Here is a 26,192-nt window from a genome sequence, read left to right as displayed (position 1 = left end):
GGAGGTTCGGCGATGACGCTGAAGAGAGACATCTACGACGAGGACCACGAGCAGTTCCGCGAGGTGGTGCGGGCGTTCGTCGAGCAGCACGCGCGCCCGAACGCCGACCGGTGGAGCGCCGAGGGCAAGGTCGACCGCTGGGTGTTCACGAAGGCGGCGGAGGCGGGCATCCTCGGTTTCGCGATCCCGGAGGAGTACGGCGGCGGCGGGGCCGACGATTTCCGCTTCCACGCGATCATGGGCGAGGAGCTCGGGCACAACCCCGTCTCGGACGGCATGGCGGGCATCGCGCTGTCGAACGACATCGTGATCCCGTACTTCACCGACCTGACCACCGACGAGCAGAAGCAGCGGTGGCTGCCGGGGATCGCCGCGGGCGAGCTCATCGTCGCGGTCGCGATGACCGAGCCCGGCACCGGCAGCGACCTGTCGGGGATCCGCACATCCGCCGTGCGCGACGGCGACGAGTACGTCGTCAACGGATCGAAGATCTTCATCTCGAACGGGCAGAACGCCGACCTCGTCGTGACAGCCGTACGAACGAGCGACGATCCTCACCGCGGCCTCAGCCTGCTCGTGATCGAGACCGACACCCCCGGGTTCTCGCGCGGCCGCAACCTCGAGAAGGTCGGGCTGCACGCGCAGGACACCAGCGAGCTCGTCTTCGAGGACGTGCGGGTGCCGGCCGCGAACCTGCTCGGCGCCGAGGGCGACGGCTTCTTCGGGCTCATGCGCAACCTGCCGCAGGAGCGCCTGTCGATCGCGGCCGCTGCGGTCGCCGCCAGCGAGGGCGTGCTCGAGCGCACGCTCGCATACGTCAAGGACCGCAAGGCGTTCGGCAAGCCGATCGGGTCGTTCCAGAACACGCGGTTCGAACTGGCCGACATGGTGACGGCCGTCGACGTCAGCCGCGCGTACATCGACCGCTCCATCTGCGCGCACTCGGCCGGCGCACTGTCGGCGGAGGATGCCGCGGCCGCGAAGTTCTGGACCACCGAGCAGTACGTGCAGGTGGTGAACCGCTGCCTGCAGCTGCACGGCGGGTACGGCTACATGCGCGAGTACCGCATCGCGCGCGACTACGAGGACGCGCGCATCACGACCATCTACGGCGGCACGACCGAGATCATGAAAGAGATCGTCGGTCGCAGCCTCGGACTGTGAGGAGAGGCCACATGGCTGACGCATACATCTACGACGCCGTGCGGACGCCCCGCGGCAAGAACCGCGGCGGCGCGCTGCACGGCACCAAGCCCGTCGACCTCGTCGTGGGGCTCATCCACGCGGTGCTCGAGCGCAACCCCGGCGTCGATCCCGCGCTCATCGACGACATCGTGCTCGGCGTGGTGTCGCCGATCGGCGAGCAGGGCGGCGACATCGCCCGCACCGCGGCGCTCGTCGCGGGCCTGCCCGAGACGGTCGCCGGCGTGCAGCTCAACCGCTTCTGCGCGTCGGGCCTCGAGGCCGTCAACGTCGCGGCGCAGAAGGTGGCGTCGGGCTTCGAGGACCTCGTCCTCGCCGGCGGCGTCGAGTCGATGTCGCGCGTGCCGATCGGCTCGGACGGCGGCGCCTACGCGCAGGACCCGACCACCAACTACGACCTCTACTTCGTGCCGCAGGGCATCGGTGCCGACCTCATCGCGACCCTGGAGGGCTTCTCGCGCGACGACGTCGACGCGTACGCCGCCGAGTCGCAGCGCCGTGCCGACGCCGCGTGGCGCGAGGGGCGGTTCGAGGGATCCGTCGTGCCGGTGCGCGACCAGAACGGCGTGACGCTGCTCGACACCGACGAGCACCGCCGTCCCGACACGTCGGGTCTCGGCAACCTGCCCGCCGCGTTCGCAGCGCTCGGCGAGGCCGCCGGGTTCGACGCCGTCGCGACGCAGAAGTACCACGCCGTCGAGCACATCGACCACGTCCACACCGCCGGCAACTCCTCGGGCATCGTCGACGGCGCCGCCCTCATGCTCATCGGCAGCAAGGAGGCCGGCGAACGGCTCGGGCTCACGCCCCGCGCGCGCATCGTCTCGACGGCGGTGACGGGCTCGGAGCCGACGATCATGCTCACCGGACCGACCCCGGCGACGCTCAAGGCGCTCGAGCGGGCGGGGCTCGCAGCATCCGATATCGATCTCTTCGAACTCAACGAGGCGTTCGCCGCCGTCGTCATGAAGTGGATGAAGGACCTCGACATCCCGCACGACAAGGTCAACGTCAACGGCGGCGCGATCGCGCTCGGCCACCCCCTCGGCGCGACCGGCGCCATGATCCTCGGCACCCTCCTCGACGAGCTCGAGCGCCGCGACCAGAAGCGCGGTCTCGCGACACTGTGCGTCGGCGCCGGCATGGGCATCGCCACCGTCATCGAGCGGGTCTGACGGGTCTGAGTCCCGGCATCCGTCTCCACCGATTCCACGGAAAGAGAACACGTATGAGCACCACGATCGACGACACGACCGTGTACCAGGGGTACGCCTGGGAGAAGGATGCCGACGGCGACGTCGTCATCACCCTCGACGACCCCGACAGCAGCGTCAACACCATGAACCCGCACTTCGTCGCGGCGCTGAAGGCGACGGCCGACCGGCTCGAAGCCGAGCGCGACGACATCCGCGGGGTGATCCTGGTGTCGGCGAAGAAGAGCTGGTTCGCCGGCGGCGACCTCAACCTGCTGCGCGCCGCCGACCCGTCCCGCGCGGCGGAGGAGACGGCCCACATCGACGCCGTCAAGGCCGACATGCGCCGGCTCGAGCTGCTCGGCAAGCCGGTCGTCGCGGCGATGAACGGCACGGCGCTCGGCGGCGGCCTCGAAGTCGCGCTCGCCGCGCACCACCGCATCGCCGCCGACGTGCGCGGCGCGCAGTTCGGCGTGCCCGAGGTGTCGCTCGGGCTGCTGCCGGGCGGCGGCGGCATCACGCGCCTCGTGCGCATGCTCGGGCTGCAGAAGGCGCTGACCGACGTCATCCTGCCGGCGACGAAGTTCACGCCGTCGGACGCGGTCGCGGTGGGGATCGTCGACGAGGTGGTGCCGTCGGCGGCGGATCTCGTGCCGGCGGCCAAGGCGTGGATCGCCGCGAACCCGGCGCCGGTGAAGCCGTGGGACGTGAAGGGCTTCCGCATCCCCGGCGGCGCGCCGAACTCGCCGTCGCTCGCGGGGGCGCTGCCGGCATTCCCGGCCTCGCTGCGCAAGCAGCTCAAGGGTGCGCCGCTCCCCGCGCCCCGCGCGGCGATGGCCGCGGCGGTCGAGGGCGCGTACGTCGACTTCGAGACGGCGTCGAAGGTCGAGACCCGCTACCTCGTCGAGCTCACCCACGGCCAGGTCGCGAAGAACATGATCAAGGCGTTCTTCTTCGATCTCGGCCACATCAACGCCGGCGGCTCGCGGCCCGACGGGTACCCGCGCTACCAGGCGAAGAAGGTCGGTGTGATCGGCGCGGGCATGATGGGCGCCGCGATCGCGTACGTGTCGGCGAAGGCCGGCATCGAGGTGGTGCTCAAGGATGTCACGCTCGAGGCTGCCGAGAAGGGCAAGGACTACTCGCGGGCCCTCGAAGACAAGGCGCTGGCACGCGGGCGAACCACGGCCTCGAAGTCCGAGGCGTTGCTCGCGCGCATCACGCCGACCGCCGACCCGGCCGACTTCGCCGGCGTCGACTTCATGATCGAGGCCGTGTTCGAATCGGTGCCGATCAAGCAGGGCGTGTTCCAGGAGATCGAGCACCTCGTCGAGCCCGACGCGGTGCTCGGCTCGAACACCTCGACGCTGCCGATCACGCTGCTCGCCGAGGGCGTCGCACGCACCGACGACTTCATCGGCATCCACTTCTTCTCCCCCGTCGACAAGATGCCGCTCGTCGAGATCGTCCGCGGCGAGCGCACCAGCGACGAGGTGCTCGCGAAGACGTTCGACTACGTGCAGCAGATCCGCAAGACGCCGATCGTCGTCAACGACGCCCGCGGCTTCTTCACCTCGCGCGTCATCGGCCGGTTCATCGCCGAGGCGGTCGCCGCGGTCGGCGAGGGTGTCGAGCCCGCGTCGGTCGAGCAGGCGGCGCTGCAGGCGGGCTACCCCGCGGGCGCGCTGCAGCTGCTCGACGAGCTGACCATCTCGCTCTCGCGCAAGATCCGCCTCGAGACGCGCACGGCCGAGGAGGCCGAGGGCGGCGTCTGGGTCGAGCACCCCTCGGAGGCGGTGATGGACTGGATGGTCGTCGACGCCGAGCGCCCCGGGCGCCGCGCGGGCGGCGGCTTCTACGAGTACGACGAGTCGGGCAAGCGGCTCGGCATCTGGCCCGGCCTGCGCGAGAAGTACGGCTCGGGCCGCACCGTGCTCCCCTTCGAGGACCTTCAGGAACGGATGCTGTTCGCCGAGGCCCTCGACACCATCGCGTGCCTCGACGCCGGCGTGCTGACCTCGGTGCCCGACGCCAACATCGGGTCGATCTACGGCATCGGGTTCCCGGCGTGGACCGGCGGCGTGCTGCAGTACGTCAACCAGTACGAGGGCGGGCTCGACGGGTTCATCGCCCGCTCGCGGCAGCTGGCCGAACGCTACGGCGACCGGTTCCTGCCGCCCGCGTCGCTCCTCGCCAAGGCGGAGGCGGGAGAGACCTATGAGTGACACGACGCTCACCGCGCCCCGCCTGCGCACCCGCTTCACCGAGGCGCTCGGCATCGAGCACCCGGTCGTGCAGGGCGGGATGATGTGGGTCGGCCGCGCCGAGCTCGCCGCCGCCGTCTCGGAGTCCGGCGGCCTCGGCATGATCACCGCCCTGACCCAGCCGACGCCCGCCGACCTCGTGAAAGAGATCGAGCGCGCACGGACGCTCACCGACAAGCCGTTCGGGGTCAACCTCACGATCCTGCCGTCGATCACCCCGCCGCCGTACGACGAGTACCGCCGCGCGATCATCGACGCGGGCGTCACGATCGTCGAGACGGCGGGCGCCAACCCCGAGCCGCACATGGACCTCTTCCGCGACCACGGCGTGCGGGTCATCCACAAGTGCACGTCGGTGCGCCACGCGCTCAAGGCCGAGAAGGTCGGCGTGACGGCGGTGTCGATCGACGGGTTCGAGTGCGCGGGGCACCCGGGCGAGGACGACGTGCCGGGCCTCGTCTTGATCCCGGCCGCGGCCGATGCCCTCAGCATCCCGTTCATCGCGTCCGGCGGGTTCGGCGACGGCCGCGGCCTCGCGGCCGCGCTCGTGCTCGGCGCCGACGGCGTGAACATGGGCTCGCGGTTCATGTGCACGCAGGAGTCGCCGGTGTCGCAGGCGGTGAAGGAGCGCATCGTCGAGGCGAGCGAGCTCGACACGACGCTCATCTTCCGCTCGCTCGGCAACACCGCGCGCGTCGCGAAGAACGCGGTCTCGGAGGAGGTCGTGCGCATCCTCGCGGACGGCGGCCAGTTCCCCGACGTGCGCGAGCTCGTCGCCGGCGCCCGCGGCCGCAAGGTCTTCGAGGACGGCGACCTCGACGCCGGCATCTGGACCGTCGGCCAGGTGCAGGGCCTCATCCGCGATGTCCCGCCTGCCGGCGAGGTCGTGCGCCGCACCGTGTCGCAGGCCCACGAGGTCCTCTCGCAGCGCCTGTCGCAGTTCGCCTGACGAGCGTTTCGCGGATGGATGCCTCGGCCCGAGGCATCCATCCCCCTCCGCGGGTCCCCCCACCCGATCGCTCACCTGTCACGAAGCGCCTGCTCGGGCGGCACATCGTGACAGGTGAGCGGTGTGGCTCGGCGAATCGCCCAGATGCCAGTCCTGCGCCATGGATCCCCGGCAGGCCCTGCCAGGTGCCGAAACACGGGTCGGTAACGCGACGCGCCAGGCTGGAGCATCCGTCACCGGCGTGTCGAGGTGACCGACCCGTGTTTCGGCGAGTGAGAAGGGGGGAGGAAGGACGGCGGCCGGGGTCAGGCGCCGGCGCCGTGGCGGACGAGATCCTGGGTCTGGCGGACGAGGTCGTCGAGGCTGCGGGTGCGGGGGTTCCACCACTCCACGGCCCAGTTCATCGAGCCCAGCAGCAGCAGGCGGAAGATGTTGATGTCGAGGTCGGGGCGAAGCTCGCCGGCGTCCTGAGCGGCGTGGAACAGGTCGCGCCAGATCCGGCTGTACGACGCCTCTTCGGACGCGGGGCGCACGCGGAGGTGCTCGGGCACCTGGCCGGCGTTGCGCACCGAGGCTGTCGTGTAGTCCGAGATCTGCAGCTCGTAGCGCAGGTGCGCGTCGACCGCCGCGAGGATGCGATCGAGCGGCGTCGCCTCGTCGGGCATCGCCGCGATCACCTCTTCGACGTGCACCCGCACGCGGTGCGCGCCCGCCCACATCACCTCTTCGACGAGGTCGTCGCGCGAGCCGAAGTAGTAATAGATCGCGGGGGCCTGCACGCCCGCCACATCGGCGACGTCGGTCAGGCGGGTGCCGGCGTAGCCCTTGCGGCTGAGCACCTGGGCGGCGGCGTCGAGGATGCGCTGACGCGTGCGCTGCGATTTCGCGGTCGCGCCGTCCTCGCTTGCCTGCGACACCCGGCCCCCTCTCGTTCCCCACATTCTAACCAGGATTCGAAAATGTTCGCGCGGACCCTTGCGGCGCGAACACGGCGGCGATACCGTGAATCGCCATTCACTTCACGCCCTCAACGACGAGTCTCGGCGACGAGATGGAGACCCGACATGACCCTCCTGCACGACGACAGCACGTCCGTCCTCACCACCACCGACCCGCGCGACGGCAGCCCGATCGCGTCCTACCCCGTCGCCTCCGACGCCGATGTGCAGAGCGCCGTCGAGCGCGCCCGCGAAGCAGGGGCCTGGTGGGCGGGGCTCGCCTTCGGCGAACGCCGGCGCCTGCTCATCGCCTTCAAGGCCGCCATCGCGCGCGACGCCAAGGCGCTCGCGGCGACGATCGCGCGCGAGACCGGCAAGCCCGAGGGCGACGCGCTCCTCGAGGTGATGCTGACGCTCGGCCACCTCGACTGGGCCGCGAAGAACGCCGAGGCGGTGCTCAAGCGCCGCAAGGTCAAGGCCGGGCTCGTCAACTACAACCAGCACGCGACGCTCGGTTACGTGCCGTACGGCGTCGTGGGCGTGATCGGCCCGTGGAACTACCCGTTCTACACGCCGATGGGCTCGATCTCGTACGCGCTCGCGGCGGGCAACGCCGTCGTCTTCAAGCCCAGCGAGCTCACCCCCGGCACCGCCGTGTGGGTCGCCGAGAAGTGGCGCGCGGTGTGCGACCGGCCGGTGCTGCAGGTGGTGACGGGTGGCCGCGCCACGGGCGCCGACCTGGTGCGGGCGGGCGTCGACAAGGTGGCGTTCACGGGCTCGACCGCGAGCGCGAAGAAGGTCATGGCGGCGTGCTCCGAGACGCTCACCCCGCTCGTCGCCGAGTGCGGCGGCAAGGACGCGCTGATCGTCGCCGCGGACGCCGACCTCGACGCCGCGGCCGACTTCATCGCCTTCGGTGCGCTCGGCAACGCGGGCCAGACGTGCGTGGGCGTCGAGCGCGTCTACGTCGAGCAGCGGGTGCGCGACGCGCTCGTCGACAAGGTCGTCGAGCGCGCGAAGCGCATCGTCGTGACCGGCGACACCCCGACGTACGGCCCGATGACCCTCGCCACCCAGACCGGCGTCGTCGCCGCGCACGTCGACGACGCCCTCGCACGCGGCGGCAGGGCCGTCTTCGGCGGGCCCGAGTCGGTGGGCGGTCGCACCGTGTCGCCCATCGTGCTCGTCGACGTCCCCGAGGACTCCGACGCCGTGCAGCGCGAGACGTTCGGGCCCACCGTCGTCATCAACGCCGTCGCCGATCTCGGCGAGGCGGTCGCCCGCGCGAACGCCACCGACTACGGCCTCGGCGCCGCCGTGTTCACGAAGGACGCGAAGAAGGGCGAGCGCGTCGCCGCCCAGCTGAACGCCGGCGTGGTCACGATCAACTCGGTCCTCGGATTCGCCGCGATCGGCGCCCTGCCGTTCGGCGGCGTCAAGGGGTCGGGCTTCGGCCGCATCCACGGCGCCGACGGCCTCCGCGAATTCAGCGTGCCCAAGTCGATCGCGCGCCAGACCCGCAAGGCCGCGCTCAACCTGCTGACGCTCGAGCGCTCCCCCAAGGACATGCACATGGTCGAGCGCATGATCCCGATGCTCCACGGCAAGGCGCGCTGACCCGGGCCCGCAGCCCGCAGCCCGCAGTGCGCGACGATGCCGCCGCCCGCCGGCTCAGTGCGCGTCGATGCCGATGACGATCTCGACCAGGCGCGTCAGCCGCGCAGCGGCGGCATCGTCGCGCACCGTGAGCAGCGGCGCCTGGTCGGCGACGACACCCAGCCCGGCGTGGACGAGGACGGATGCCTCGCGCCCGCCGAGTTCCGGACGCACAGCCTGGAGCAGCGCCGCCCAGTCGGCGATGTGCGCGCGCTGCAGGGCGCGCAGGCGCCGCTGCTCGTCAGGCGCGAGGTTGGCGATCTCGGAGAAGTAGATGCGCATCAGCGCGAGATGCGTGAACGTGTGGTCGACGTACGCGCGGCAGAGGCGGCGCAGCGCGTCCTCGGGCGAGGAGGCCGACTCACGGGCGTGCAGCGCGGCACGCTCGAGCTCGACGGCGGCACGGTCGCACGCGGCCAGGAGCAGCGCTGACTTGCCGTCGAAGTGCCGGTACACCCCCGACGGCGTGAGGTCGACCTCGGCCGCGACGTCCTCGATGGTCACCTCGTTGTAGCCGCGCGCGGCGAACTGCCGGATCGCCGCGTCGATGAGACGCGCCCGGCGACCCTGCTCGGACGCGGCTTCGTCGACGGGCGGACGCGGGGGCGCAGCATCCATCGCCGTCGACGAGTCGGGAGCCGGGAGCGAGCCGTCGAGGGCGCGCCACGCCGCACCGGCCAGCAGCGTGCGCAGGGCACGGGCGCCCACCACCGTGCGGTGTGCGGTGATGCTCGCGATGACGCTCAGCGCGCCGAGCACGAGGAGCCGGCGATCGGCCTCGTCGACGTCGGGGCGGTAGACGACGTGCGCGGCCTCGAACCGCTTTCGCAGCAGGCGGAACTCGGACGTGAGCAGTTCACGCTCGGCGGGCTCGAGGTAGCGCCCCTCCCACCGGTAGATGCCGCCGGTCGCGCGCAGCTCGACGGTGGTCGCGATGACCGCGTCGACGAGGGCGTCGAGGGCGGCGTGCGCCTCGCCGGGTGAATCGAGCGGGAGCGCGGCGGCCACGTCGGTGTCTTCGATGAGGCGGTGCGCGATGGTGAACGCGGTCTGCACGAACAGCGCGTACTTGTTCGGGAAGTGCCGGTACAGCGCGGGCGCCGAGATGCCGACGGCCGCCGCGATGTCCTGCATGGCGACGGCGTGATAGCCGTTCTGCGCGAACGCGAGCGCGGCCGCCTCCTCGATGCGGCGCTTGCGGTCCCGCGGCCTCGTGCGGGTGGCGGACGGCGCGGCGGCGGGCATGCGGACAGCCTACTCGCGGCTCCGGCGCGCGACCCGGAACGCGAGGCCGCGTTCACTTCCCGTGCGTCGCGCGATGTGAATTTCAATTAACAAAACGCGTGACAACCGCCGGTGGGCCTGTCATACTCGACACACCAGCCACCGGTGTCGCAGTGTCGCGGCATCCGGACGAAGACGTCACGAGAGGCAGCCCGATGACCGACTCCGCCCCCTTCGCGATCCCCGCCGCCGCGCGGCGCAACCACTGGATGAACCAGATCGCGACGCACGCAGAGATGAAGCCGGATGCCGCGGCCTTCCGCTTCCTCGGAACCCCGACCACGTGGCGCGAGACCCGCGATGGCATGAACGCCTTCGCGGCCGCACTCGCCCGCCGCGGGGTCGCGGCCGGCGACCGCGTGCTGCTGCTCACCTTGAACCGGCCCGAGGTCGTGATCTCGGTGTTCGGCATCAACCGCCTCGGGGCGATCGCGGTGCCGATCAACATCCGCCTCACGCCGCCCGAGATCGCGTACATCGTCGACGACGCCGACGCCGACGTGCTCATCGTCGAGGGCCCGCTCGCCCCGCTCGTGGGCGCCGTCGCGCAGATCACCGACCGCATCAAGAGGGTCATCGTGATCGGCGACGCGGGCGAGGGCCAGGAGTCATGGGCCGACCTCGCCGCCGAGGACCCGGAGGGCTTCGAGGGGCCCGACATCCCCGAAGACACCACCGCGCTCATCATGTACACGTCGGGCACCACCGGGCGCCCCAAGGGCGCGATGCTCGACCACGTCAACCTCTACGCCCAGTCGATCACGTGCATCCGCGCGAACAACGTCGTCGACGAGAGCGACATCTCGTTCATGACGGCCCCGCTCTTCCACATCGCGGGCCTGGGGTCGATCGCGCCGAACTTCATCCTCGGGATCCCGACGGTGATCCATCCCCTCGGCGCGTTCAACGCCACCGAGCTGCTCGACGCGTGGGAGCGCGAGAAGGCCACGATCGTCTTCAACGTGCCGCAGCAGTGGCAGGTGATCTGCGCCGACCCGTCCATCCCCGACCGCGACCTGCACCTGCGCATCATCAGCTGGGGCGCGGCGCCCGCGTCCGACACACTGCTGCACGCGATGGCCGACACGTTCCCGCACGCCACGAACGTCGCCGTTTTCGGCCAGACCGAGCTGTCGCCGATCACGTGCGTGCTGCGAGGCGAGGACTCCCTCCGCAAGCTCGGCTCGGTCGGCAGGCCGATCCCCACCATCCAGTACCGCGTGGTCGATGAGGACATGAACGATGTCGCACCGGGCGAGGTCGGCGAGATCGTGTACCGCGGGCCGACCCTGATGAAGGGCTACTGGCGCAAGCCCGACGAGACGGCCGAGGCCTTCGAGGGCGGCTGGTTCCACTCCGGCGATCTCGTCCGGCAGGACGACGAGGGCTTCGTCTGGGTCGTCGACCGCAAGAAGGACATGATCATCTCGGGCGGCGAGAACATCTACTGCGCCGAGGTCGAGAACGTGCTCTTCGCCCACCCCAAGATCCTCGACGCCGCGATCTACGGCCGCGCCGACGAGCGCTGGGGCGAGGTCCCCGTGGCGGCCGTCGCGCTGGCGCCCGGCGAGGAGCTCACCGTCGACGAGCTGCAGGCGTGGCTCGGCGACAAGCTCGCCCGCTTCAAGCAGCCCAAGGCGCTCGTCATCGTGCCCGCACTCCCGCGCAACGCCGCAGGCAAGGTCAACAAGGTCGCGCTGCGCGCGGCCGACCGCGAGCTCACTCCCGCGTAGGCCATGACAGCCGCTGTGGCCGCGCTCATCCGTGAGCGCGGCGGATCCGTCGCGCTCGCCGACGTCACCGTGCGCGCCCCCGAGCCGCACGAGATCGTCGTGCAGATCAGGGCATCCGGGGTGTGCCCGACCGACCTGTTCGGCATCGACGGCGGGGCGGGCGACCGCTTCCCGGCTGTCTTCGGGCACGAGGGCGCCGGCGTCGTCGAGGCCGTCGGCGCGGGCGTGACGCGCCTGCAGCCGGGCGACCGGGTCGTGCTGGGCTTCGGCTCGTGCGGCGCGTGCGCCCCGTGCAGCGACGGGCACCCGGCGTACTGCGACAGCTTCGCCGCGCTCAACTACGCCCCGCGCTCCGACGCGGCGACCGACGGCGGCGAGCGCGTCACCACCGCGTGGATGGCCCAGTCCTCGTGGGCGACGCACGTCGTCGTGCCCGAATCGAGCGCCGTGGCGATCGGCGCCGACGTGCCGTGGGCGGTCGCCGCGGCGCTCGGCTGCGGCATCCTGACCGGCGCGGGCACCGTGCTCAACGTGCTGCGCCCGGCATCGGGCGATGCGCTGCTCGTGCTCGGCGCCGGCACCACGGGCCTGGCCGCCGTCATGGCGGCCGCGCACCGGGGGGTCGGGCGCATCGCCGTGAGCGATCCCCTCGAGGCGCGGCGCGCCCTGGCGCTCGAGCTCGGCGCGACCGAGGCCGTCGACCCCGACGCCGCCGGGTCGCTCACGGGCTTCACGCACGTGCTCGACACGGTCGGCACGCAGGCGACGACGGATGCCGCACTCGCCGCACTGGCCCCGCGCGGCGTCGCCGCGACGGTCGCGCTCAAGCCGGGCGCCAACCCCGTGACCGTTTCGCAGTCGCGCCTGCTGTGGGGCCGCACGCTCACCGGCGTGATCGAGGGCGACGCCGATGTCGCCCGCGACGTGCCGCTGCTCGCCGCACTGTGGCGCGCCAGGCGGCTCCCGGTCGAGCGGCTCATCGCCACGTACGCGTTCGCCGACGCGCAGGCCGCGATCACCGACGCACGGGCCGGTCGCGTCGTCAAGCCGGTGCTCGAGATGGCGGCACCCGCCCCGCAGGCGATGGAGATGGTGGATGCTGCGGCCGCAGCATCCGTCCCGTCACTGATCGATCGGCTTCGCCACGGTGTGCCCGACGACGACCTCGGGGCGCTCTGGCGTTCGCTTCCACCGGTCGCGACTGCCGAGCTGCGCGGGCTCTGGCACGGCTGGGCCGCCACGCGCGACCACCGTGCCGGGCGGCTGCTCGCGCGCAGCCGGTGGTACGGCAAGCTCTTCCGCTCCGACGACGACGTCGCGCCCATCGTGTGCGAGACCGACGACGGATCACTCGCCGCCGACGCCCGCCTCGCTCGCGGCGGAGCGACCCTGCGCACCATGACGCACGCCGGCGTCGCGACGGCGTCGATGGTCTACGACGGCCAGCCGATCATCGACCACTTCGTGCGACTCGGACCCGACGCGGTGTTCGGCGTCATGACGGGCCGCGACACCGACGACCGCGGCCGCCCCTTCTACTTCGTCCTCGAGCACGTGGAGGACCGCCCCGTCGCCGCCGGCGACACCACTCCCGCAACACACAGCACCTGACGCATTCGAGGAGGAATGATGTCGACCCTTCGCACCACCCGCCCCTCCCGTCCCTCCCGCCGCCTGCTGCCGCTCGTCGCGGCCGGCGCGACCGCCGCGCTGGTCCTCGCCGGCTGCGCCGGCCGTGACGCCGCGCCCGAAGCCACCTCGCCCGACGCGGCGCAGTGCGACCCCGGGTTCACCGACACCGAGGTCAAGATCGGCAACAGCATCCCGCTGTCGGGGCCGGCCGCCGCCTACGGTGCGATCGGCCAGACGCTGAAGGCGTACTTCGACGACATCAACGCCGCCGGCGGCCTCGAGTTCGCCGACGGGGTCACGCGCGACGTCACCGTGTCGGTGCTCGACGACGGGTACGACCCGGCCAAGACCGCAGCGAACGTACGCACGCTCGTCGAGCAGGACGAGGTGTTCGCGCTCGCCGGCGTGCTGGGCACGGGCGCCGCGATCAGCGTCGCGCCCTACGTGGAGGAGGCCGGCGTGCCGAACCTGTTCACAGGCACCGGCAGCGACGCGATCCTCGCCCTCCACGAGAGCGAACCGTGGACGACCGCCTTCATGCCGCAGTACGGCTTCGAGGTGCAGGCGCTGAGTGAATACCTCGTCGAGAACCACCCCGGCGCGAAGGCGGCGATCCTGTACCAGAACGACGACTTCGGCGAGAGCATCCGCGCCGGCTTCGAGGAGGCGTTCGAGGGCACCGATGTCGAGCTCGTCGCGGCCGAGTCGTACGAGGTCGCGTCGGCCTCGGTCGACAGCCAGGTCACCGCGCTCGCCGCGTCGGGCGCGGACGTGTTCCTCGACTGGGCGGTCGGCGCGTTCGCGACGCAGTCGCTCAAGAAGAAGCTCGAGCTCGGGTGGGACGCCACCACCGTGATCAACGCCCCGGCGGCCGACGCGACGTTCTTCCTCAAGCCGGCCGGTCCCGGCGCCGCCGACGGCGTCGTCTCGATCGCGTACACGAAGGACATCACCGACCCCTCGCTCGCCGGCGACGCGGGCTTCGACGCGTGGACCGACTTCGCCGCCGCCCACCCCGACGAGGTGAACGCGCTGTCGGCGCCGGCCGCGGCCGGGTACCAGACGGCGCAGCTGCTCGAGGCCGCCCTCACGCAGATGGACGGCTGCACGCGCACCGCGCTGCTCGAGGCGGCCACGTCGTTCGAAGACCTCGCACTCGACCTCGCGCCGGTCACGGTGACGACGACGCCCGACTACCCTTACGTGTTCAACGAGATCAAGGTGCAGGTGTTCAACGGCGAGAACTGGGACCTCGCCGACGGCAGCTACACCGTCGGGGACTGACGCCGTGGCCGATCTGCTCGAGATCTCGGACGTCCGGCTGTCGTTCGGCGGACTGCAGGCCCTCGACGGGCCGAGCCTGACCGTCGCCGACGGCGAGGTCGTCGGGCTGATCGGCCCCAACGGCGCCGGCAAGACCAGCCTCTTCAACTGCGTGAGCGGTCTCTACCGGCCGCAGCAGGGCAGCATCCGCGTCGCAGGCAACGAGGTCACCCGCCTCCCCCGCCACCGGATCGCCGCCCTGGGCGTCGGCCGCACGTTCCAGAACCTCGGTCTGCTCCCCTCGCAGACCGTGCTCGAGAACGTGCTGGCCGGCGCCTACCACGCCACCCGCGGCGGGTACTGGGCGAGCGCGTTCGCCGTGCCCTCCGTCGCCCGCACCGAGACCGCGATGCGGGGGCGCGCGATGGCGCTGCTCACCGACCTCGGCCTCGGCGACGTGGCCCCGCGGGTCGTGGGAACCCTGCCCTTCGGCACGCTCAAGCGCGTCGAGCTGGCCCGGGCGCTCGTCGCAGAACCCCGGCTGCTGCTCGTCGACGAGCCTGCCAACGGGCTCATCCACGGCGAGGTGCTCGAGCTCGGAGCGACGCTCCGGCGCCTCGCCGCCGAGCGCGGCACCGCGATCCTGCTGGTCGAGCACCACATGGGCCTCGTCCGCGCGGTGTGCGACCGGGTCGTCGTGCTGAACTTCGGGCGCATCATCGCGACCGGCGCGCCCGCCGAGATCGCCCGCGACCCGCAGGTGGTCGCCGCATACCTCGGGAGCGCCGCCGCATGACACTGCTGACGGTCGAGATCGCCGCCGCCGGGTACGGCGCCGTCACCGTGCTGCGCGACGTGGTCTTCGAGATCCCCGAGGGCGGGCGGCTCGTCGTGCTCGGTGCGAACGGCGCGGGCAAGACGACGACCCTGCGCACCATCTCGGGGCTCTGCCGCGTCGAAGGCGCGGTCCGCTTCGCGGGGAAGGACGTCACCGGGATGCCGCCGCACCGCGTCGCCGCGACCGGCATCGCCCACGTGCCCCAGGGTCGCGGCACCTTCGGCGATCTCACGGTGCGCGAGAACCTGCTGGTCGGCGGATCCGGCCGACCCGGACGCGCGGCCGCCCGCGACGCCGCGCGCTGGCTCGATCGGTTCCCGCGGCTCGCCGAGCGCAGCGGCCGCCCCGCCTCCGGGCTGAGCGGCGGCGAGCAGCAGCTGCTGGCGATCGCCCGCGCGTACATGGCCGCGCCGCAGCTCGTGCTGCTCGACGAGCCGTCGCTGGGGCTCGCACCCAAGATCACGCAGGAGCTGTTCGCGACGCTCGACGAGATCGGCCGCGAGACCGGCACCGCGATGCTCCTCGTGGAGCAGAACGCCGAGCTCGCGCTCGGCATCGCCGAAGAGGCCGTCGTCATCGAGAGCGGCACGATCACCGTGCGCGGCTCGGCGGCCGAACTCCGGGACAAGGACGAGGTGCGCCGCGCGTACCTCGGCGTCTGACGAGCGACGAGGAGGATCGATGTTCCTGCAGCAGGTGGTCGACGGCATCGCCACGGGCGCCGTCTACGGCGCGCTGGCGCTGGCGATCGTGCTGGTGTACCGCGCGTCGCGCACACTCAACTTCGCCCAGGGCGAGCTGGCCCTGCTCGGTGCGTACGTGTCATGGCAGCTCACCGCGTGGGGCGTGCCGATCTGGGGGGCCCTGCTCGTCTCGATGGTGGCTCTCGCCCTGCTGTCGGCGGGCATCGAGCGCGTGCTGGTGCGGCCGCTCGTGCGCCGGCATCAGCACCTGCCCCTCATCATCGTGACGCTCGGCCTCATGATCGCGCTCAACGCGCTCATCGGCTGGATATGGACGTACCAGACCAAAGAGATGCCGGCGCTCTTCGGCGCCGGCTCGTTCGTGGTCGGCGGCGTCGCGGTGTCGCGGCAGGACGTCGGCATCGTGTTCGCGGTGCTCGTCGTCGCCGCGGGCCTCGCCGCGCTCTTCGGGTTCACGCGTATCGGCCTGCGCATGCGCGCGGCCGTGTCGGCGCCCGAGTCGGCCGAGCTGTCGGGCATCTCGACGGGCCGCACGATGTCGATCGGCTGGGCGCTCGCGGGCGCCGTCGGCGCGCTCGCCGGCACGATGATCGCGCCCGAGCTGTTCCTGCACCCCGGCATGATGGGGCCGGTCCTCATCTACGCGTTCGCAGCAGCGACGCTCGGCGGGCTCGAGTCCCCGGTCGGCGCGCTCGTCGGCGGGGTCGCGGTCGGTGTCATCGAGAACCTCGCCGGCGCCTACCTCCCGGCGGTCGGTTCAGAGCTCAAGCAGGTGATGGCCCTGCTCATCATCGTCGCGGTGCTGCTCATCAGGCCGCAGGGGATCTTCGGACGCCGGGAGCTGGTGCGCGCATGACCGTCACGACCACGTCCCCCGTCCGCACGCTCCTCGCGTCGCGCCGGCCGGCCTCGTCCGCCGCCGAGTGGCTGCGGCGACCCCGCCCGCCGCTCGCGCCGCCCCGGTGGCTCGCGATCGTGCTGTCGGTCGTCGCCGCGGTCGCCCTGGTCGCGGTCCCGCTCGTCAACCCGAGCTACATCAACCTCACGGTCACGCTCGTCATGATCTGGACGATCGTGGGGCTCGGCCTCAACCTCCTCGTGGGCTTCGGCGGGCAGGTCTCGCTCGGCCACTCGGCGTTCTTCGCGATCGGCGCGTACACCGTGGCCGTGGCCGGCGAGAGCGGGCTGCCGCATCCGCTCACGCTCGTCGCCGCCGGCGTGCTGCCGTTCGTCGTCGGCTACCTCATCGGCCTCCCCGCGCTGCGGCTGAAGGGCCTGCAGCTGGGGCTCGTGACCCTGGCGATGGCGATGGCGACGCCCGCGGTGATCCGCGCGCTCGAGCCGTGGACCCACGGCAGCCGCGGCATCGCGATCGACGGCGATCCGCCCGCCTGGATCCCGCTCGCCCACGACCAGTGGGTCTACTACCTCGCCCTGGGCGCCGCCGCCCTCGCGTACCTCGTCACCCGCCGGCTCGCGCGCGGCCGCCTCGGCCGCTCGTTCGTCGCGGTGCGCGACGCCGAGCTCGTCGCCGAGACCCTGGGCGTCGACGTGTGGCAGACGAAGGCGCGGCTGTTCGCGGCATCCGCCGTCTATGCCGGCGTCGCGGGCGGCCTGTACGCGATGCTGCTCGAGTTCATCGGCCCCGAGAACTTCGGCCTGACCCTCTCGATCTCGTTCGTGACGTTGATCGTCGTCGGCGGGCTCGCCACCGTGCCCGGCGCCGTGCTCGGCGCGCTGTTCGTGCAGTACGTGCCGACGTTCACGTCGAGCATCAGCCCCGCCGCGACCGGCGCGGTCTACGGCGCCGTGCTCGTCGTGTTCGCGTTCTTCCTGCCGTACGGGCTCGTGGGACTCCTCCGCGGAGCCCTCACCCCTCTCGTGCGCCGCATTCCGGGGGCGCGTACAGGCGGCAGTCGATGACGGATGCCTCGACCCGGCGCACGCGCGCGGGTCGAGGCAGCCGGAATCAGGCGCGCTGCTCGGGCGTCGAATAGGTGCTGCGCTGCTCGATGACCGCGAGGGTGCAGCGCGAGATGCAGACCAGGCGCCCGGCCTCGTCGGCGATGCGGATCTCCCACACGTGGACGCGGCGGCCGACGCTGATCGGGGTCACGGTGCCGACCACCCAGCCCGATGAGATCGAGCGCAGGTGGTTGGCGTTGATCTCCATGCCCACCACGTGGAACCGCTCGCGGTCCACGGCGAGGTATCCGGCCCACGATGCGAGCGTCTCGGCGAGCGCGACCGACGCCCCGCCGTGCAGGACGCCCGCCGGCTGGACGGAGCGGTGATCCACCGGCATCCGTCCCACCAGCGCGTCGTCGCGGATCTCGACGATCTCGATCCCGAGGTTCTCGATGAGCGTCCCGGGGGCCATCGCCGTGAGGTCGATGCCCGAGACGTCGCCGAACCAGAGGCTCATGGTGTCAGCCCGCGGCTTCCTCTTCGCGGTCGGCGGCGGCCAGGTGCGCAGCATCCGCCACATAGCCGTCGATGTGACGCTCGTCCGGGCCGTTGTACTCCGACAGCGGGCGGATGAGCGCGTTCGAGGCGAGCTGCTCCATGATGTGCGCGGTCCAGCCGGTGACACGGGCCGCCACGAACAGAGGCGTGAACGTCAGCGTGTCGAAGCCGATGAGGTTGTACGCCGGGCCCGACGGGTAGTCGAGGTTCGGGTAGATGCCCTTGCGGCTCACGAACTCGCTCTCGAGCGCGTCGTACAGCGCCGCGACCTCGGGACGGTCGTAGTGCTCGACGAGCGTGTCGAGCGCCGCCTTCATCGTCGGCACGCGCGAGTCGCCGCGCTTGTAGACGCGGTGACCGAAGCCCATGATCTTGCGCTTCTCGGCGAGGGCCTGATCGAGCCACGGCCCGACGTTCTCGGCCGTGCCGATCTCGTCGAAGATGTGCAGCACCGCCTCGTTCGCGCCGCCGTGCAGCGGTCCCTTGAGGGCGCCGATCGCGGCCACGACCGCGGAGTACAGGTCGCTCAGCGTCGAGGTCACCACACGCGCGGTGAACGTCGAGGCGTTGAACGAGTGCTCCGCGTAGAGGATCATCGAGCGGTTGAACGCGTCGACGACGATGTCGTCGGCCGTCTCGTCGAAGGTCATCCAGAGGAAGTTCGCGGCGTAGTCGAGGTCGTCGCGCGGGGCCACGGGCTGCAGGCCCCGACGGCGGCGCTGACCGTAGGCGACGATGGCGGGGAGCATGGCGAAGAGGCGGATGCTGCGCGCCAGGTTCTCCTCCTCGCTCCCGCTCACCTCGAGCACCGAGCCGGTGCCGGCGAGGTCGCGCGCGCCGATCAGGCTGACCGCGGTGCGCACCTCGTCCATCGGGTGCGCGTCGATCGGCACGAGGTCGATCGCGGCGCGGACGTCGGCGGGCAGGTGCCGGTAGGACCGCTCGGTCGCGCGCAGCTGCGCCAGCTGCACGTCGGTCGGCAGCTCGCCGTGCCACAGCAGGTAGGCGACGGCCTCGAACGGCTGCGTGGCCGCCAGCTCCTGCACCGGGTAGCCGCGGTACAGCAGCGAGTTCGTGTCGGGGTTGACCTTCGACACCGCCGTGTAATCCACGACGACGCCGGCCAGGCCCTTCTTGATGTCGGGTTCGGTCATGACTGCTCCTTCGGGTCAGTGACTCAGCGGGCGATCTGGAAGTTGAAGACGTCCTGGTCGAAGTGGTTGTAGTGCTCGTAGTCGATGAGGTCGTAGAGGTCGGCGCGGTGCTGCATCTCGCCGAGCTTGGAGGTGAGGTGTCCTTCGTCGATGAGCGTATCGAGAGCACGCGATGCCGCGCCCATCGCGATGCGCAGCAGCGACACCGGCCAGATCACGATGTTGACCCCGACGCTCGCGAGCTGCTCGACCGAGAACAGCTCGGACTTGCCGAACTCGGTCATGTTGGCGAGGATCGGCACGTCCACGGCGCCGCGGATCGCGGCGAACTCCTCGAGCGTGCGCATCGCCTCGGGGAAGATCGCATCGGCCCCCGCGTCGACGAGCGCCTTCGCGCGGTCGATCGCGGCATCCATCCCCTCCACGGCGCGGATGTCGGTGCGCGCCATGATGAGGAAGTTCGGGTCGCGCCGGGCATCGGCCGCCGCCCGGATCCGCTTGATCGCGGTGTCCTGGTCGACGACGGCCTTGCCGTCGAGGTGGCCGCAGCGCTTCGGGTTGATCTGATCCTCGATGTGCGTGCCCGCGAGGCCCGCGTCTTCCAGGGTCTGGATCGTGCGGGCGACGTTCATCGGCTCGCCGAAGCCGGTGTCGGCGTCGATGATCGCCGGCAGGTCGGTCATGCGCGCGATCTGCTGGCCGCGCGCCGCCACCTCGGTGAGCGTCGTGAGGCCGATGTCGGGCAGGCCCAGGTCGGCGCTCAGCACGGCCCCCGAGATGTACACGCCCTCGAAGCCCTTGCGCTCGATGAGGCGAGCCGAGAGCGGGTTGAAGGCGCCCGGGAACCGCAGCAGCTCGCCCGTCGCGAGCCGCTCGCGGAACAGCCGCCGCTTCTCGTGCGCGGGGATGTCGGAGTACAGCATCAGAACAGGCCCTTCGGCGCCGGTGCGCCGGCGAGCACGCCGAGGTCGGCGACGATCGTGAGCTGCTGCACCTCTTCGGCGCTCAGCTCGGGCAGGCGCTCGGCGAGGTCGAGGAAGCGCTCGATCTCGTCAGCCGCGAGCACGGGCTCCGCCAGCAGGCGGAACTTGCGCACGTAGTCCTCGCGGACGAACGGCCGCGCGCCGAGCGGGTGCGCGTCGGCGACCGCGATCTCGTCCTCGATGGTCTCGCCGTTCGTGAGGCGGATCTCGACGCGGCCGCCGAACGCCTTCTCGTTCGGGTCCTCCGAGTGGTAGCGGCGGGTCCACTCCGCGTCCTCGGCCGTCGTGATCTTCTGCCACAGGTCGATCGTGTCGGCACGGCCGGCGCGCTCGGGGGTGTACGAGTCGACGTGGTGCCAGCCGCCGTCCTGCAGCGCGACCGCGAAGATGTACGGGATCGAGTGGTCGAGCGTCTCGCGCGATGCGGTGGGGTCGTACTTCTGCGGGTCGTTGGCACCCGAGCCGATCACGTAGTGCGTGTGGTGCGACGTGTGCAGCACGATCGCCTCGACGTTGGCCGCGTCGAGCAGCTCGGGGTGCTCGCTGTGGAGCTTGCGCGCCAGGTCGATCCAGGCCTGCGCCTGGTACTCGGCCGAGTGCTCCTTCGTGTACGAGTCGAGGATGCCGCGCTTGGACTCGCCCTGACCGGGCAGCGGCACCTCGTACGAGGCCTCCGGGCCGTCGAGCAGCCACGCGATGACGCCGTCCTCGCCTTCGTAGATCGGGCTCGGTGCGGTCTCGCCGCGCATCGCGCGGTCGACGGCCTCGACCGCCATCTTGCCGGCGAACGCGGGGGCGTGCGCCTTCCACGTCGAGATCTCGCCCTTGCGCGACTGGCGCGTGGCGGTCGTGGTGTGGAGGGCCTGGCCGACGGCCTGGTAGATCGTCTCGACGGGAAGGCCGAGGAGGGTGCCGATGCCGGCCGCGGCCGACGGGCCGAGGTGCGCGACGTGGTCGATCTTGTGCTTGTGCAGGCTGATCGCGCGCACGAGGTCGATCTGGATCTCGTAGCCGGTCGCGAGGCCGCGCACCAGCGCGCGTCCGTCGGCGCCGACGTGCTGCGCGACCGCGACGATGGGCGGGATGTTGTCGCCCGGGTGCGAGTACTCCGCCGCGAGGAACGTGTCGTGGTAGTCGAGCTCGCGCACGGCCACACCGTTCGCCCAGGCCGCCCACTCCGGGCTGGTCTTGCGGTCGAGGGCGCAGCCGAACACCGTGGCGCCCGAGCCGCCGACCGACACGGCGTGGTCGAGGGCCTGCTGGCGGGCGGCGCTGACAGGTGCACGGGTGATGGATGCTGCGGCCACCGCCGCGTTGTCGATCACGCGGTTGATGATCATGTCGACGACGTCGGCGTCGACCTCGACGGGATCGGCCGCGACCTCGGCGATGTGCCACGCGAGCTGACCCTCGCGCTCGAGGTTCTCTTCGCTGCGGTGGACGCGGAGGTGGTGGGTGACGGTCATGGCTGGCCTTTCAGGTCGAGCGCGGAGTCGTGGAGGTCGGCCGGAGCCGCCGCGGTGAGGGATTCGAAGATGCTGTTGAGCGCGTTGTGCAGGTGCACGTGGGTGGCGTGGGCGGCGAGGTCCGCGTCGCGCGCCGAGATCGCCGCGGCGATCAGACGGTGCTCGGCGACGGATGCGGCGAGTCGGGCCGGATTGTCGCGCGCGAGTCGGCGCACCCGGACGAGATGGGTGCGCACGGTGCGCAGCGCCGCGGTGAGGTAGTCGTTCGCGACCGCGGCGTCGAGCGCCAGGTCGAAGTCCGCGATGAGGGCGTAGTAGGCGTCGCGGCCGTCGGCCCCCGCCCCGCCGCCGTCGAGGTCGACCCGCGCGAACTCCCGGGCGAGCTCGGCGAAGGCCGCCGCATCCCCCCGCTCCGCAGCGAGCCGTGCCGCCGACTCCTCGAGGGCGCGGCGCACCTCGAAGATCTCGCGGATGTCGTCGGCGTCGATCGCGGTGACCACGGTCACGCGCGGCGACTGCTGCGCGACGAGCCCGTCGGCGGCGAGCCGGCCGAGCGCTTCGCGCAGCGGCGTGCGGCTGACGCCGAGGCGTGCGGCCTGCTCGACCTCGCCGAGCACGGCACCGGGTCGCAGGACGCCGGACTGGATCTCGTCGAGAAGGGTCGCGTACGCGCGGTCACTGGCCCGCATCCGCATCACCTCCTCGTTCGACGCCTCGGCCAGTGTATACATAAATGGCTCGCCAAGCCATGTCGTCGCGGTTTTCTGGCGTAAAGGTATACATAGAATCCACGGCGCATGGAAACCGTGAGGAATATTCAGGAACTTGTGAATCGGGCGTAGCGTCAGCGCCATGACCACAGTCATCCGCACGAGCGGCCTCACCAAGCACTACGGCCGCGTCCACGCTCTCGACGGACTCGACCTCGCCGTCGACGAGGGCCAGGTGCACGGATTCCTCGGGCCCAACGGGGCCGGCAAGTCCACCACGATCCGCATCCTCCTGGGGCTCGCCCGGAACACCGGCGGCGAGGCATCCGTCTTCGGAATGCAGCCGTGGCGCGACGCCGTCAAGATCCACCGCCGCGTCGCCTACATCCCGGGCGACGTGAGCGTCTGGCCGAATCTGTCGGGCGGCGAGGCGATCGACCTGCTCGCGCGGCTGCGCGGCGCGGCGCGGCACGACAAGGCGTACGCAGGCGAGAAGGCGCGCCTCATGGAGGCGTTCCAGTTCGACCCGCGCAAGAAGGGCCGCGCGTATTCGAAGGGCAACCGGCAGAAGGTGGCGCTCATCGCCGCCTTCGCCGTGCCCGCAGACCTGTACATCCTCGACGAGCCGACGAGCGGCCTCGACCCCCTCATGGACGTCATGTTCCGCCGCGAGGTCTCGCGCGTGCACGCCGCGGGCGCCACCGTGCTGCTGTCGAGCCACATCCTCTCCGAGGTCGAGCAGCTGTGCGATCGCGTCTCGATCATCCGCGCCGGGCGCGTCGTCGAGTCGGGCACGCTGGCCGACATGCGTCACCTCACGCGCACCGAGGTCTCGTACGAGGGGACGGATGCTGCGCCCGCAGCCGCGCTCGCTGCAGCACACGACGCCCTGGTCGAGGACGGCCGCGTGCGCTTCACCGTCGACAGCGATCAGGTCTCGGGCGTGCTGCCGGAGCTCTCACGCCTGGGCGTCTCGGGGCTGCGGGTGGCGCCGCCGTCGCTCGAAGAGCTCTTCCTGCGCCACTACGGCGACGACCTCGCGGTGCTGGAGAGGAACGGGCGATGAGCCGGCTCGCCACCCTGCTCGCGCAGCGGCTGCGGCGGGACTGGCTGCAGCTGACGCTGTGGATCGTCGGCACCATGGCGCTCGCGCTCGCGGGCCTCTCGGGCGCCGCGACGACGTACGGCACCGAGCAGGAGCGCACGGCGCTCCTCGCCACGGTGATGGCGAATCCCGTGATCCTGCTGTTCCGCGGGCTGCCTTCGGGGCCCGACGAGAAGGCCTTCATCGTCTTCCTCCTCATGCCGTTCCTGGTGATGATGGCGGCGTTCATGAGCACGTTCCTCGCGGTGCGGCACACGCGCGGCGACGAGGAGGCGGGACGCCTCGAACTCGTCGCGGCGACGACGGCCGGGCGGGCGGTGCCGACGGTCGCGACGATCGTCCACGGCGTGCTCGCGAACGTCGTGCTCGGCGTGCTCATCGCCGCCGCCTTCCTCTCCAGCGGCGCGCCGGCCGAGGGCTCGTGGCTCGCCGGCTTCACCGCCGCGGCCGGCGGGCTGACGTACCTCGGCGTCGCGCTCCTGTCGGCGCAGCTCATGCGCACCTCGCGCGGCGCCAACTCGCTCGCGGTCTGGGTGCTCGTCGTCACGTTCTTCGTCGCCGGGATCGGCAATGCGCTCGGCACCCCGAGCAGCGACCTCACGCACATGAAGAGCTCATGGCTGACATGGCTCTCGCCGTTCGGCTGGGCCGAGAACACCCGCGCGTTCGACGAGAACGCCTGGTGGCCGGCGCTCCTGTGCCTCGGCGCGTTCGTCGTGCTCGCGGCGGCGGCGCTCGCCCTCCAGACCGTGCGCGACCTCGACGCGAGCATCATCCCGGAGCGTCAGGGACGCGCCGGCGCCCGTGCCGGGCTGTCGTCGACGACGGCGCTCGTGACACGGCTCGCGACCGGATCGACGATCGGCTGGATGGCGGGCGCGTTCTTCGCCGGCGCACTCTCGACCTCGCTCGGTTCGGTCGTCAACGAGATGGGCGCCGACAACCCGGCAGTCGCCGACATGCTGAAGGCGCTCTCGGCCGAAGCCGACCTCGAGCAGGCGGTCATCGTCGTCTTCTTCACCATGGTGGGACTTCTCGCCGCGTGCGCGGGCGTGCAGACTGTCGCGCGCGCCCGGCAGGAGGAGGCGCACGGCACCGCCGAGCCCGTGCTCGCGACGCCCGTCCAGCGGGTGCGCTGGCTCGCCGACTTCGTCGTGGTCGGGTTCCTCGCCATCGTCCTCACGTGCGCCGCCGCGTTCGCCGGGGCGTGGGCGGGAGCCGCGGGCCTCGACAACGGCGCCACCCTGACCGGCGACGCGTTCGTCGCCGCGTGGGGGCAGGTGGTCGCAGCATCCGTCTTCCTCGTCCTGACCGCGCTGGTCTTCACGATCGCGCCGCGCTGGACGATCCCGCTCGGGTGGACGCTCGTGACCGCCGCGATCGTGTTCGGCCTGTTCGGCCCGCTCCTGGGGCTTCCGGAATGGGTGACCAACCTGTCGCCGTTCTCGGTCGCACCGGTGCCGAGCGGCAGCGAGGTCGACCTCCGCGGGATGTGGTGGCTGGTGCTCACCGTCGGCGTCGGGGCCGCAGCATCCCTCGCCCTCATGCGGCGGCGCGAACTCGCCTCGGCGGGGTAGAACGGTGTCATGACGGTGGAGCACCCGGGAGCCGAGGCGGCCGAGCAGGCGGCGGCGATGCTCACCGCCGTGGGCATGCCGCGCATGCCGGCGCGCGTCATGATGGCGCTCGCGGGCTCGCCCGACGAGGGGTACACGGCCGCGGACCTCGCCGACCGGCTGGGCGTCTCTGCCGCCGCGGTGTCGGGCGCGGTGCGGTACCTCGTCTCGATGCGGCTCATCCACCGGCTCTCGCGGCCCGGCGACCGGCGGGATCGCTACGACCTGGCCGAGGACTCGTGGTCGGGCATGATCACGGCGAACGCACCCCTGTACGGCACCCTGGCGGCGTCGCTCGACCGCATCGCCGACGAGAACCCAGAGGCTCCCGCGTCCGCCGCGCGGGCGCATGAGATCGCGGACTTCCTGCGGTATCTGGCGGAACGGATGCCGCGGCTCGCGGCCGAGTGGCGCGCAGGCCGCGACGAGGCCGAGGTGCCCGAAGCTCCGGGGTCTGGGGCGGGCGGCGAGGGGGCGCCGGGCGGGTAGCCTTGCCCGAGTGACTTCCGACGCTCGTTACATCGTGGCCACCGACGGCGCCTGCAAGGGAAACCCCGGACCGACGGGCTGGGCCTGGGTCGGCGAGGACGGACACTGGGCGGCCGGCGCGATCCCCTCGGGGACCAACAACATCGGCGAGCTGATGGGCCTGCTCAAGGCCATCGAGGACCACGCCGACGTCACGCACCTCGTCGTGCAGGCCGATTCGAAGTACGCGATCGACACCTACACGAAGTGGATGGACGGCCACCGCCGCCGCGGCTGGAAGACCTCGACCGGCGCGCCGACGAAGAACGTCGACATCCTCGAGCAGCTCATCGTGGCGCGCGACGCGCGGCGGGCCGCCGGGCTTCCCGACGTCGAGCTCGAGCACGTGCGCGGTCACTCCGGACACGTGCTCAACGCGTGGGCCGACGAGCGCGCCGTGCGCGCGTCGGAGCACGCGGCGAAGGGCACCGCGAGTGCGTGGTCGTCGCTCGGCGCGCAGGACCGCATCGACGTCGCGGTCGCCCCGAAGAACGGCCGCTGACCTCG

Annotated in this window: 23 protein-coding genes; 16 read left to right on the top strand and 7 right to left on the bottom strand. The window is 71.7% G+C overall.

What is annotated here, in order from left to right:
* Positions 1-18: 18 nt before the first annotated feature.
* Genes ACFC1I_RS19630 through ACFC1I_RS19615 form a run of 4 tightly spaced genes read left to right on the top strand, consistent with a single transcriptional unit; the run spans position 19 to position 5,609 of the window.
* Positions 19-1,164: an acyl-CoA dehydrogenase family protein gene (locus ACFC1I_RS19630; RefSeq protein ID WP_376013782.1), complete on the top strand. Its 1,146-nt coding sequence runs from the start codon at positions 19-21 to the stop codon at positions 1,162-1,164.
* An 11-nt stretch (positions 1,165-1,175) separates the two neighbouring features.
* Positions 1,176-2,378: an acetyl-CoA C-acetyltransferase gene (locus ACFC1I_RS19625; protein ID WP_376013391.1), complete on the top strand. Its 1,203-nt coding sequence runs from the start codon at positions 1,176-1,178 to the stop codon at positions 2,376-2,378.
* A 53-nt stretch (positions 2,379-2,431) separates the two neighbouring features.
* Positions 2,432-4,621, top strand: coding sequence for a 3-hydroxyacyl-CoA dehydrogenase NAD-binding domain-containing protein (locus ACFC1I_RS19620; protein WP_376013388.1), 2,190 nt, complete (start codon positions 2,432-2,434; stop codon positions 4,619-4,621).
* Complete coding sequence (locus tag ACFC1I_RS19615) at positions 4,614-5,609, top strand: NAD(P)H-dependent flavin oxidoreductase (protein ID WP_376013385.1); 996 nt, start codon at positions 4,614-4,616, stop codon at positions 5,607-5,609. The genes ACFC1I_RS19620 and ACFC1I_RS19615 overlap by 8 nt, the downstream gene beginning before the upstream one ends.
* Before the next feature lie 305 nt (positions 5,610-5,914).
* Here ACFC1I_RS19615 and ACFC1I_RS19610 read toward each other — a convergent pair whose 3' ends face one another.
* Positions 5,915-6,526 carry a TetR/AcrR family transcriptional regulator gene (locus tag ACFC1I_RS19610; RefSeq protein WP_376013382.1) on the bottom strand — a complete coding sequence of 204 codons (612 nt, stop codon included), beginning with the start codon at positions 6,524-6,526 and terminating at the stop codon, positions 5,915-5,917.
* 147 nt (positions 6,527-6,673) lie between these two features.
* Here ACFC1I_RS19610 and ACFC1I_RS19605 point away from each other — a divergent pair, with 147 nt between their 5' ends.
* Positions 6,674-8,164: an aldehyde dehydrogenase family protein gene (locus ACFC1I_RS19605; RefSeq protein ID WP_376013379.1), complete on the top strand. Its 1,491-nt coding sequence runs from the start codon at positions 6,674-6,676 to the stop codon at positions 8,162-8,164.
* Positions 8,165-8,218: 54 nt separating this feature from the next.
* On the opposite strand, the gene ACFC1I_RS19600 is transcribed toward ACFC1I_RS19605, so the two are convergent.
* Positions 8,219-9,448 carry a TetR/AcrR family transcriptional regulator gene (locus ACFC1I_RS19600; protein ID WP_376013376.1) on the bottom strand — a complete coding sequence of 410 codons (1,230 nt, stop codon included), beginning with the start codon at positions 9,446-9,448 and terminating at the stop codon, positions 8,219-8,221.
* 194 nt (positions 9,449-9,642) lie between these two features.
* Between ACFC1I_RS19600 and ACFC1I_RS19595 the strand changes: the two genes are divergently transcribed.
* Genes ACFC1I_RS19595 through ACFC1I_RS19565 form a run of 7 tightly spaced genes read left to right on the top strand, consistent with a single transcriptional unit; the run spans position 9,643 to position 17,580 of the window.
* A complete protein-coding gene (locus tag ACFC1I_RS19595; RefSeq protein WP_376013373.1) occupies positions 9,643-11,220 on the top strand; it encodes a long-chain-fatty-acid--CoA ligase in 1,578 nt (525 codons plus the stop codon).
* Positions 11,221-11,223: 3 nt separating this feature from the next.
* Entirely contained in the window at positions 11,224-12,831 is a 1,608-nt protein-coding gene (locus ACFC1I_RS19590; RefSeq protein ID WP_376013371.1) for an alcohol dehydrogenase catalytic domain-containing protein, read from the top strand.
* An 18-nt stretch (positions 12,832-12,849) separates the two neighbouring features.
* Positions 12,850-14,136, top strand: a complete 1,287-nt coding sequence (locus tag ACFC1I_RS19585; protein ID WP_376013368.1) for an ABC transporter substrate-binding protein — start codon at positions 12,850-12,852, stop codon at positions 14,134-14,136.
* Between the two features lie 4 nt (positions 14,137-14,140).
* Positions 14,141-14,911 carry an ABC transporter ATP-binding protein gene (locus ACFC1I_RS19580; protein ID WP_376013365.1) on the top strand — a complete coding sequence of 257 codons (771 nt, stop codon included), beginning with the start codon at positions 14,141-14,143 and terminating at the stop codon, positions 14,909-14,911.
* Positions 14,908-15,615, top strand: a complete 708-nt coding sequence (locus ACFC1I_RS19575) for an ABC transporter ATP-binding protein (protein ID WP_376013362.1) — start codon at positions 14,908-14,910, stop codon at positions 15,613-15,615. The genes ACFC1I_RS19580 and ACFC1I_RS19575 overlap by 4 nt, the downstream gene beginning before the upstream one ends.
* Before the next feature lie 19 nt (positions 15,616-15,634).
* On the top strand, positions 15,635-16,513 hold the full coding sequence (locus tag ACFC1I_RS19570) for a branched-chain amino acid ABC transporter permease (RefSeq protein ID WP_376013359.1): 879 nt from the start codon (positions 15,635-15,637) through the stop codon (positions 16,511-16,513).
* On the top strand, positions 16,510-17,580 hold the full coding sequence (locus ACFC1I_RS19565) for a branched-chain amino acid ABC transporter permease (protein WP_376013356.1): 1,071 nt from the start codon (positions 16,510-16,512) through the stop codon (positions 17,578-17,580). Before ACFC1I_RS19570 ends, ACFC1I_RS19565 begins: the two co-directional genes overlap by 4 nt.
* A gap of 46 nt (positions 17,581-17,626) precedes the next feature.
* On the opposite strand, the gene ACFC1I_RS19560 is transcribed toward ACFC1I_RS19565, so the two are convergent.
* The 5 genes from ACFC1I_RS19560 to ACFC1I_RS19540 are packed head-to-tail and all read right to left on the bottom strand — an operon-like array spanning position 17,627 to position 22,415.
* Complete coding sequence (locus ACFC1I_RS19560) at positions 17,627-18,082, bottom strand: hotdog fold thioesterase (RefSeq protein WP_376013354.1); 456 nt, start codon at positions 18,080-18,082, stop codon at positions 17,627-17,629.
* A 4-nt stretch (positions 18,083-18,086) separates the two neighbouring features.
* The gene (locus ACFC1I_RS19555; protein WP_376013352.1) at positions 18,087-19,277 is read right to left on the bottom strand and encodes a bifunctional 2-methylcitrate synthase/citrate synthase; all 1,191 of its coding nucleotides are present in this window, start codon (positions 19,275-19,277) and stop codon (positions 18,087-18,089) included.
* Between the two features lie 23 nt (positions 19,278-19,300).
* Complete coding sequence (gene prpB, locus ACFC1I_RS19550) at positions 19,301-20,200, bottom strand: methylisocitrate lyase (protein ID WP_376013349.1); 900 nt, start codon at positions 20,198-20,200, stop codon at positions 19,301-19,303.
* Positions 20,200-21,726 (bottom strand): MmgE/PrpD family protein, encoded by a 1,527-nt coding sequence (locus tag ACFC1I_RS19545; RefSeq protein ID WP_376013346.1) that lies wholly within the window; start codon positions 21,724-21,726, stop codon positions 20,200-20,202. Before ACFC1I_RS19545 ends, prpB begins: the two co-directional genes overlap by 1 nt.
* Complete coding sequence (locus ACFC1I_RS19540; RefSeq protein WP_376013344.1) at positions 21,723-22,415, bottom strand: GntR family transcriptional regulator; 693 nt, start codon at positions 22,413-22,415, stop codon at positions 21,723-21,725. The genes ACFC1I_RS19545 and ACFC1I_RS19540 overlap by 4 nt, the downstream gene beginning before the upstream one ends.
* Before the next feature lie 163 nt (positions 22,416-22,578).
* Between ACFC1I_RS19540 and ACFC1I_RS19535 the strand changes: the two genes are divergently transcribed.
* Genes ACFC1I_RS19535 through ACFC1I_RS19520 form a run of 4 tightly spaced genes read left to right on the top strand, consistent with a single transcriptional unit; the run spans position 22,579 to position 26,187 of the window.
* Positions 22,579-23,502: an ABC transporter ATP-binding protein gene (locus tag ACFC1I_RS19535; protein WP_376013341.1), complete on the top strand. Its 924-nt coding sequence runs from the start codon at positions 22,579-22,581 to the stop codon at positions 23,500-23,502.
* The gene (locus ACFC1I_RS19530) at positions 23,499-25,118 is read left to right on the top strand and encodes an ABC transporter permease (protein WP_376013339.1); all 1,620 of its coding nucleotides are present in this window, start codon (positions 23,499-23,501) and stop codon (positions 25,116-25,118) included. Before ACFC1I_RS19535 ends, ACFC1I_RS19530 begins: the two co-directional genes overlap by 4 nt.
* A gap of 9 nt (positions 25,119-25,127) precedes the next feature.
* On the top strand, positions 25,128-25,646 hold the full coding sequence (locus tag ACFC1I_RS19525; RefSeq protein ID WP_376013336.1) for a GbsR/MarR family transcriptional regulator: 519 nt from the start codon (positions 25,128-25,130) through the stop codon (positions 25,644-25,646).
* Positions 25,647-25,656: 10 nt separating this feature from the next.
* Complete coding sequence (locus ACFC1I_RS19520; RefSeq protein ID WP_376013334.1) at positions 25,657-26,187, top strand: ribonuclease H; 531 nt, start codon at positions 25,657-25,659, stop codon at positions 26,185-26,187.
* The last annotated feature ends 5 nt before the right edge of the window (positions 26,188-26,192 follow it).

The sequence above is a fragment of the Microbacterium sp. NPDC056044 genome (assembly GCF_042267145.1).
Classification (GTDB): domain Bacteria; phylum Actinomycetota; class Actinomycetes; order Actinomycetales; family Microbacteriaceae; genus Microbacterium.
This window is presented reverse-complemented; position numbering and strand designations above follow the sequence as displayed.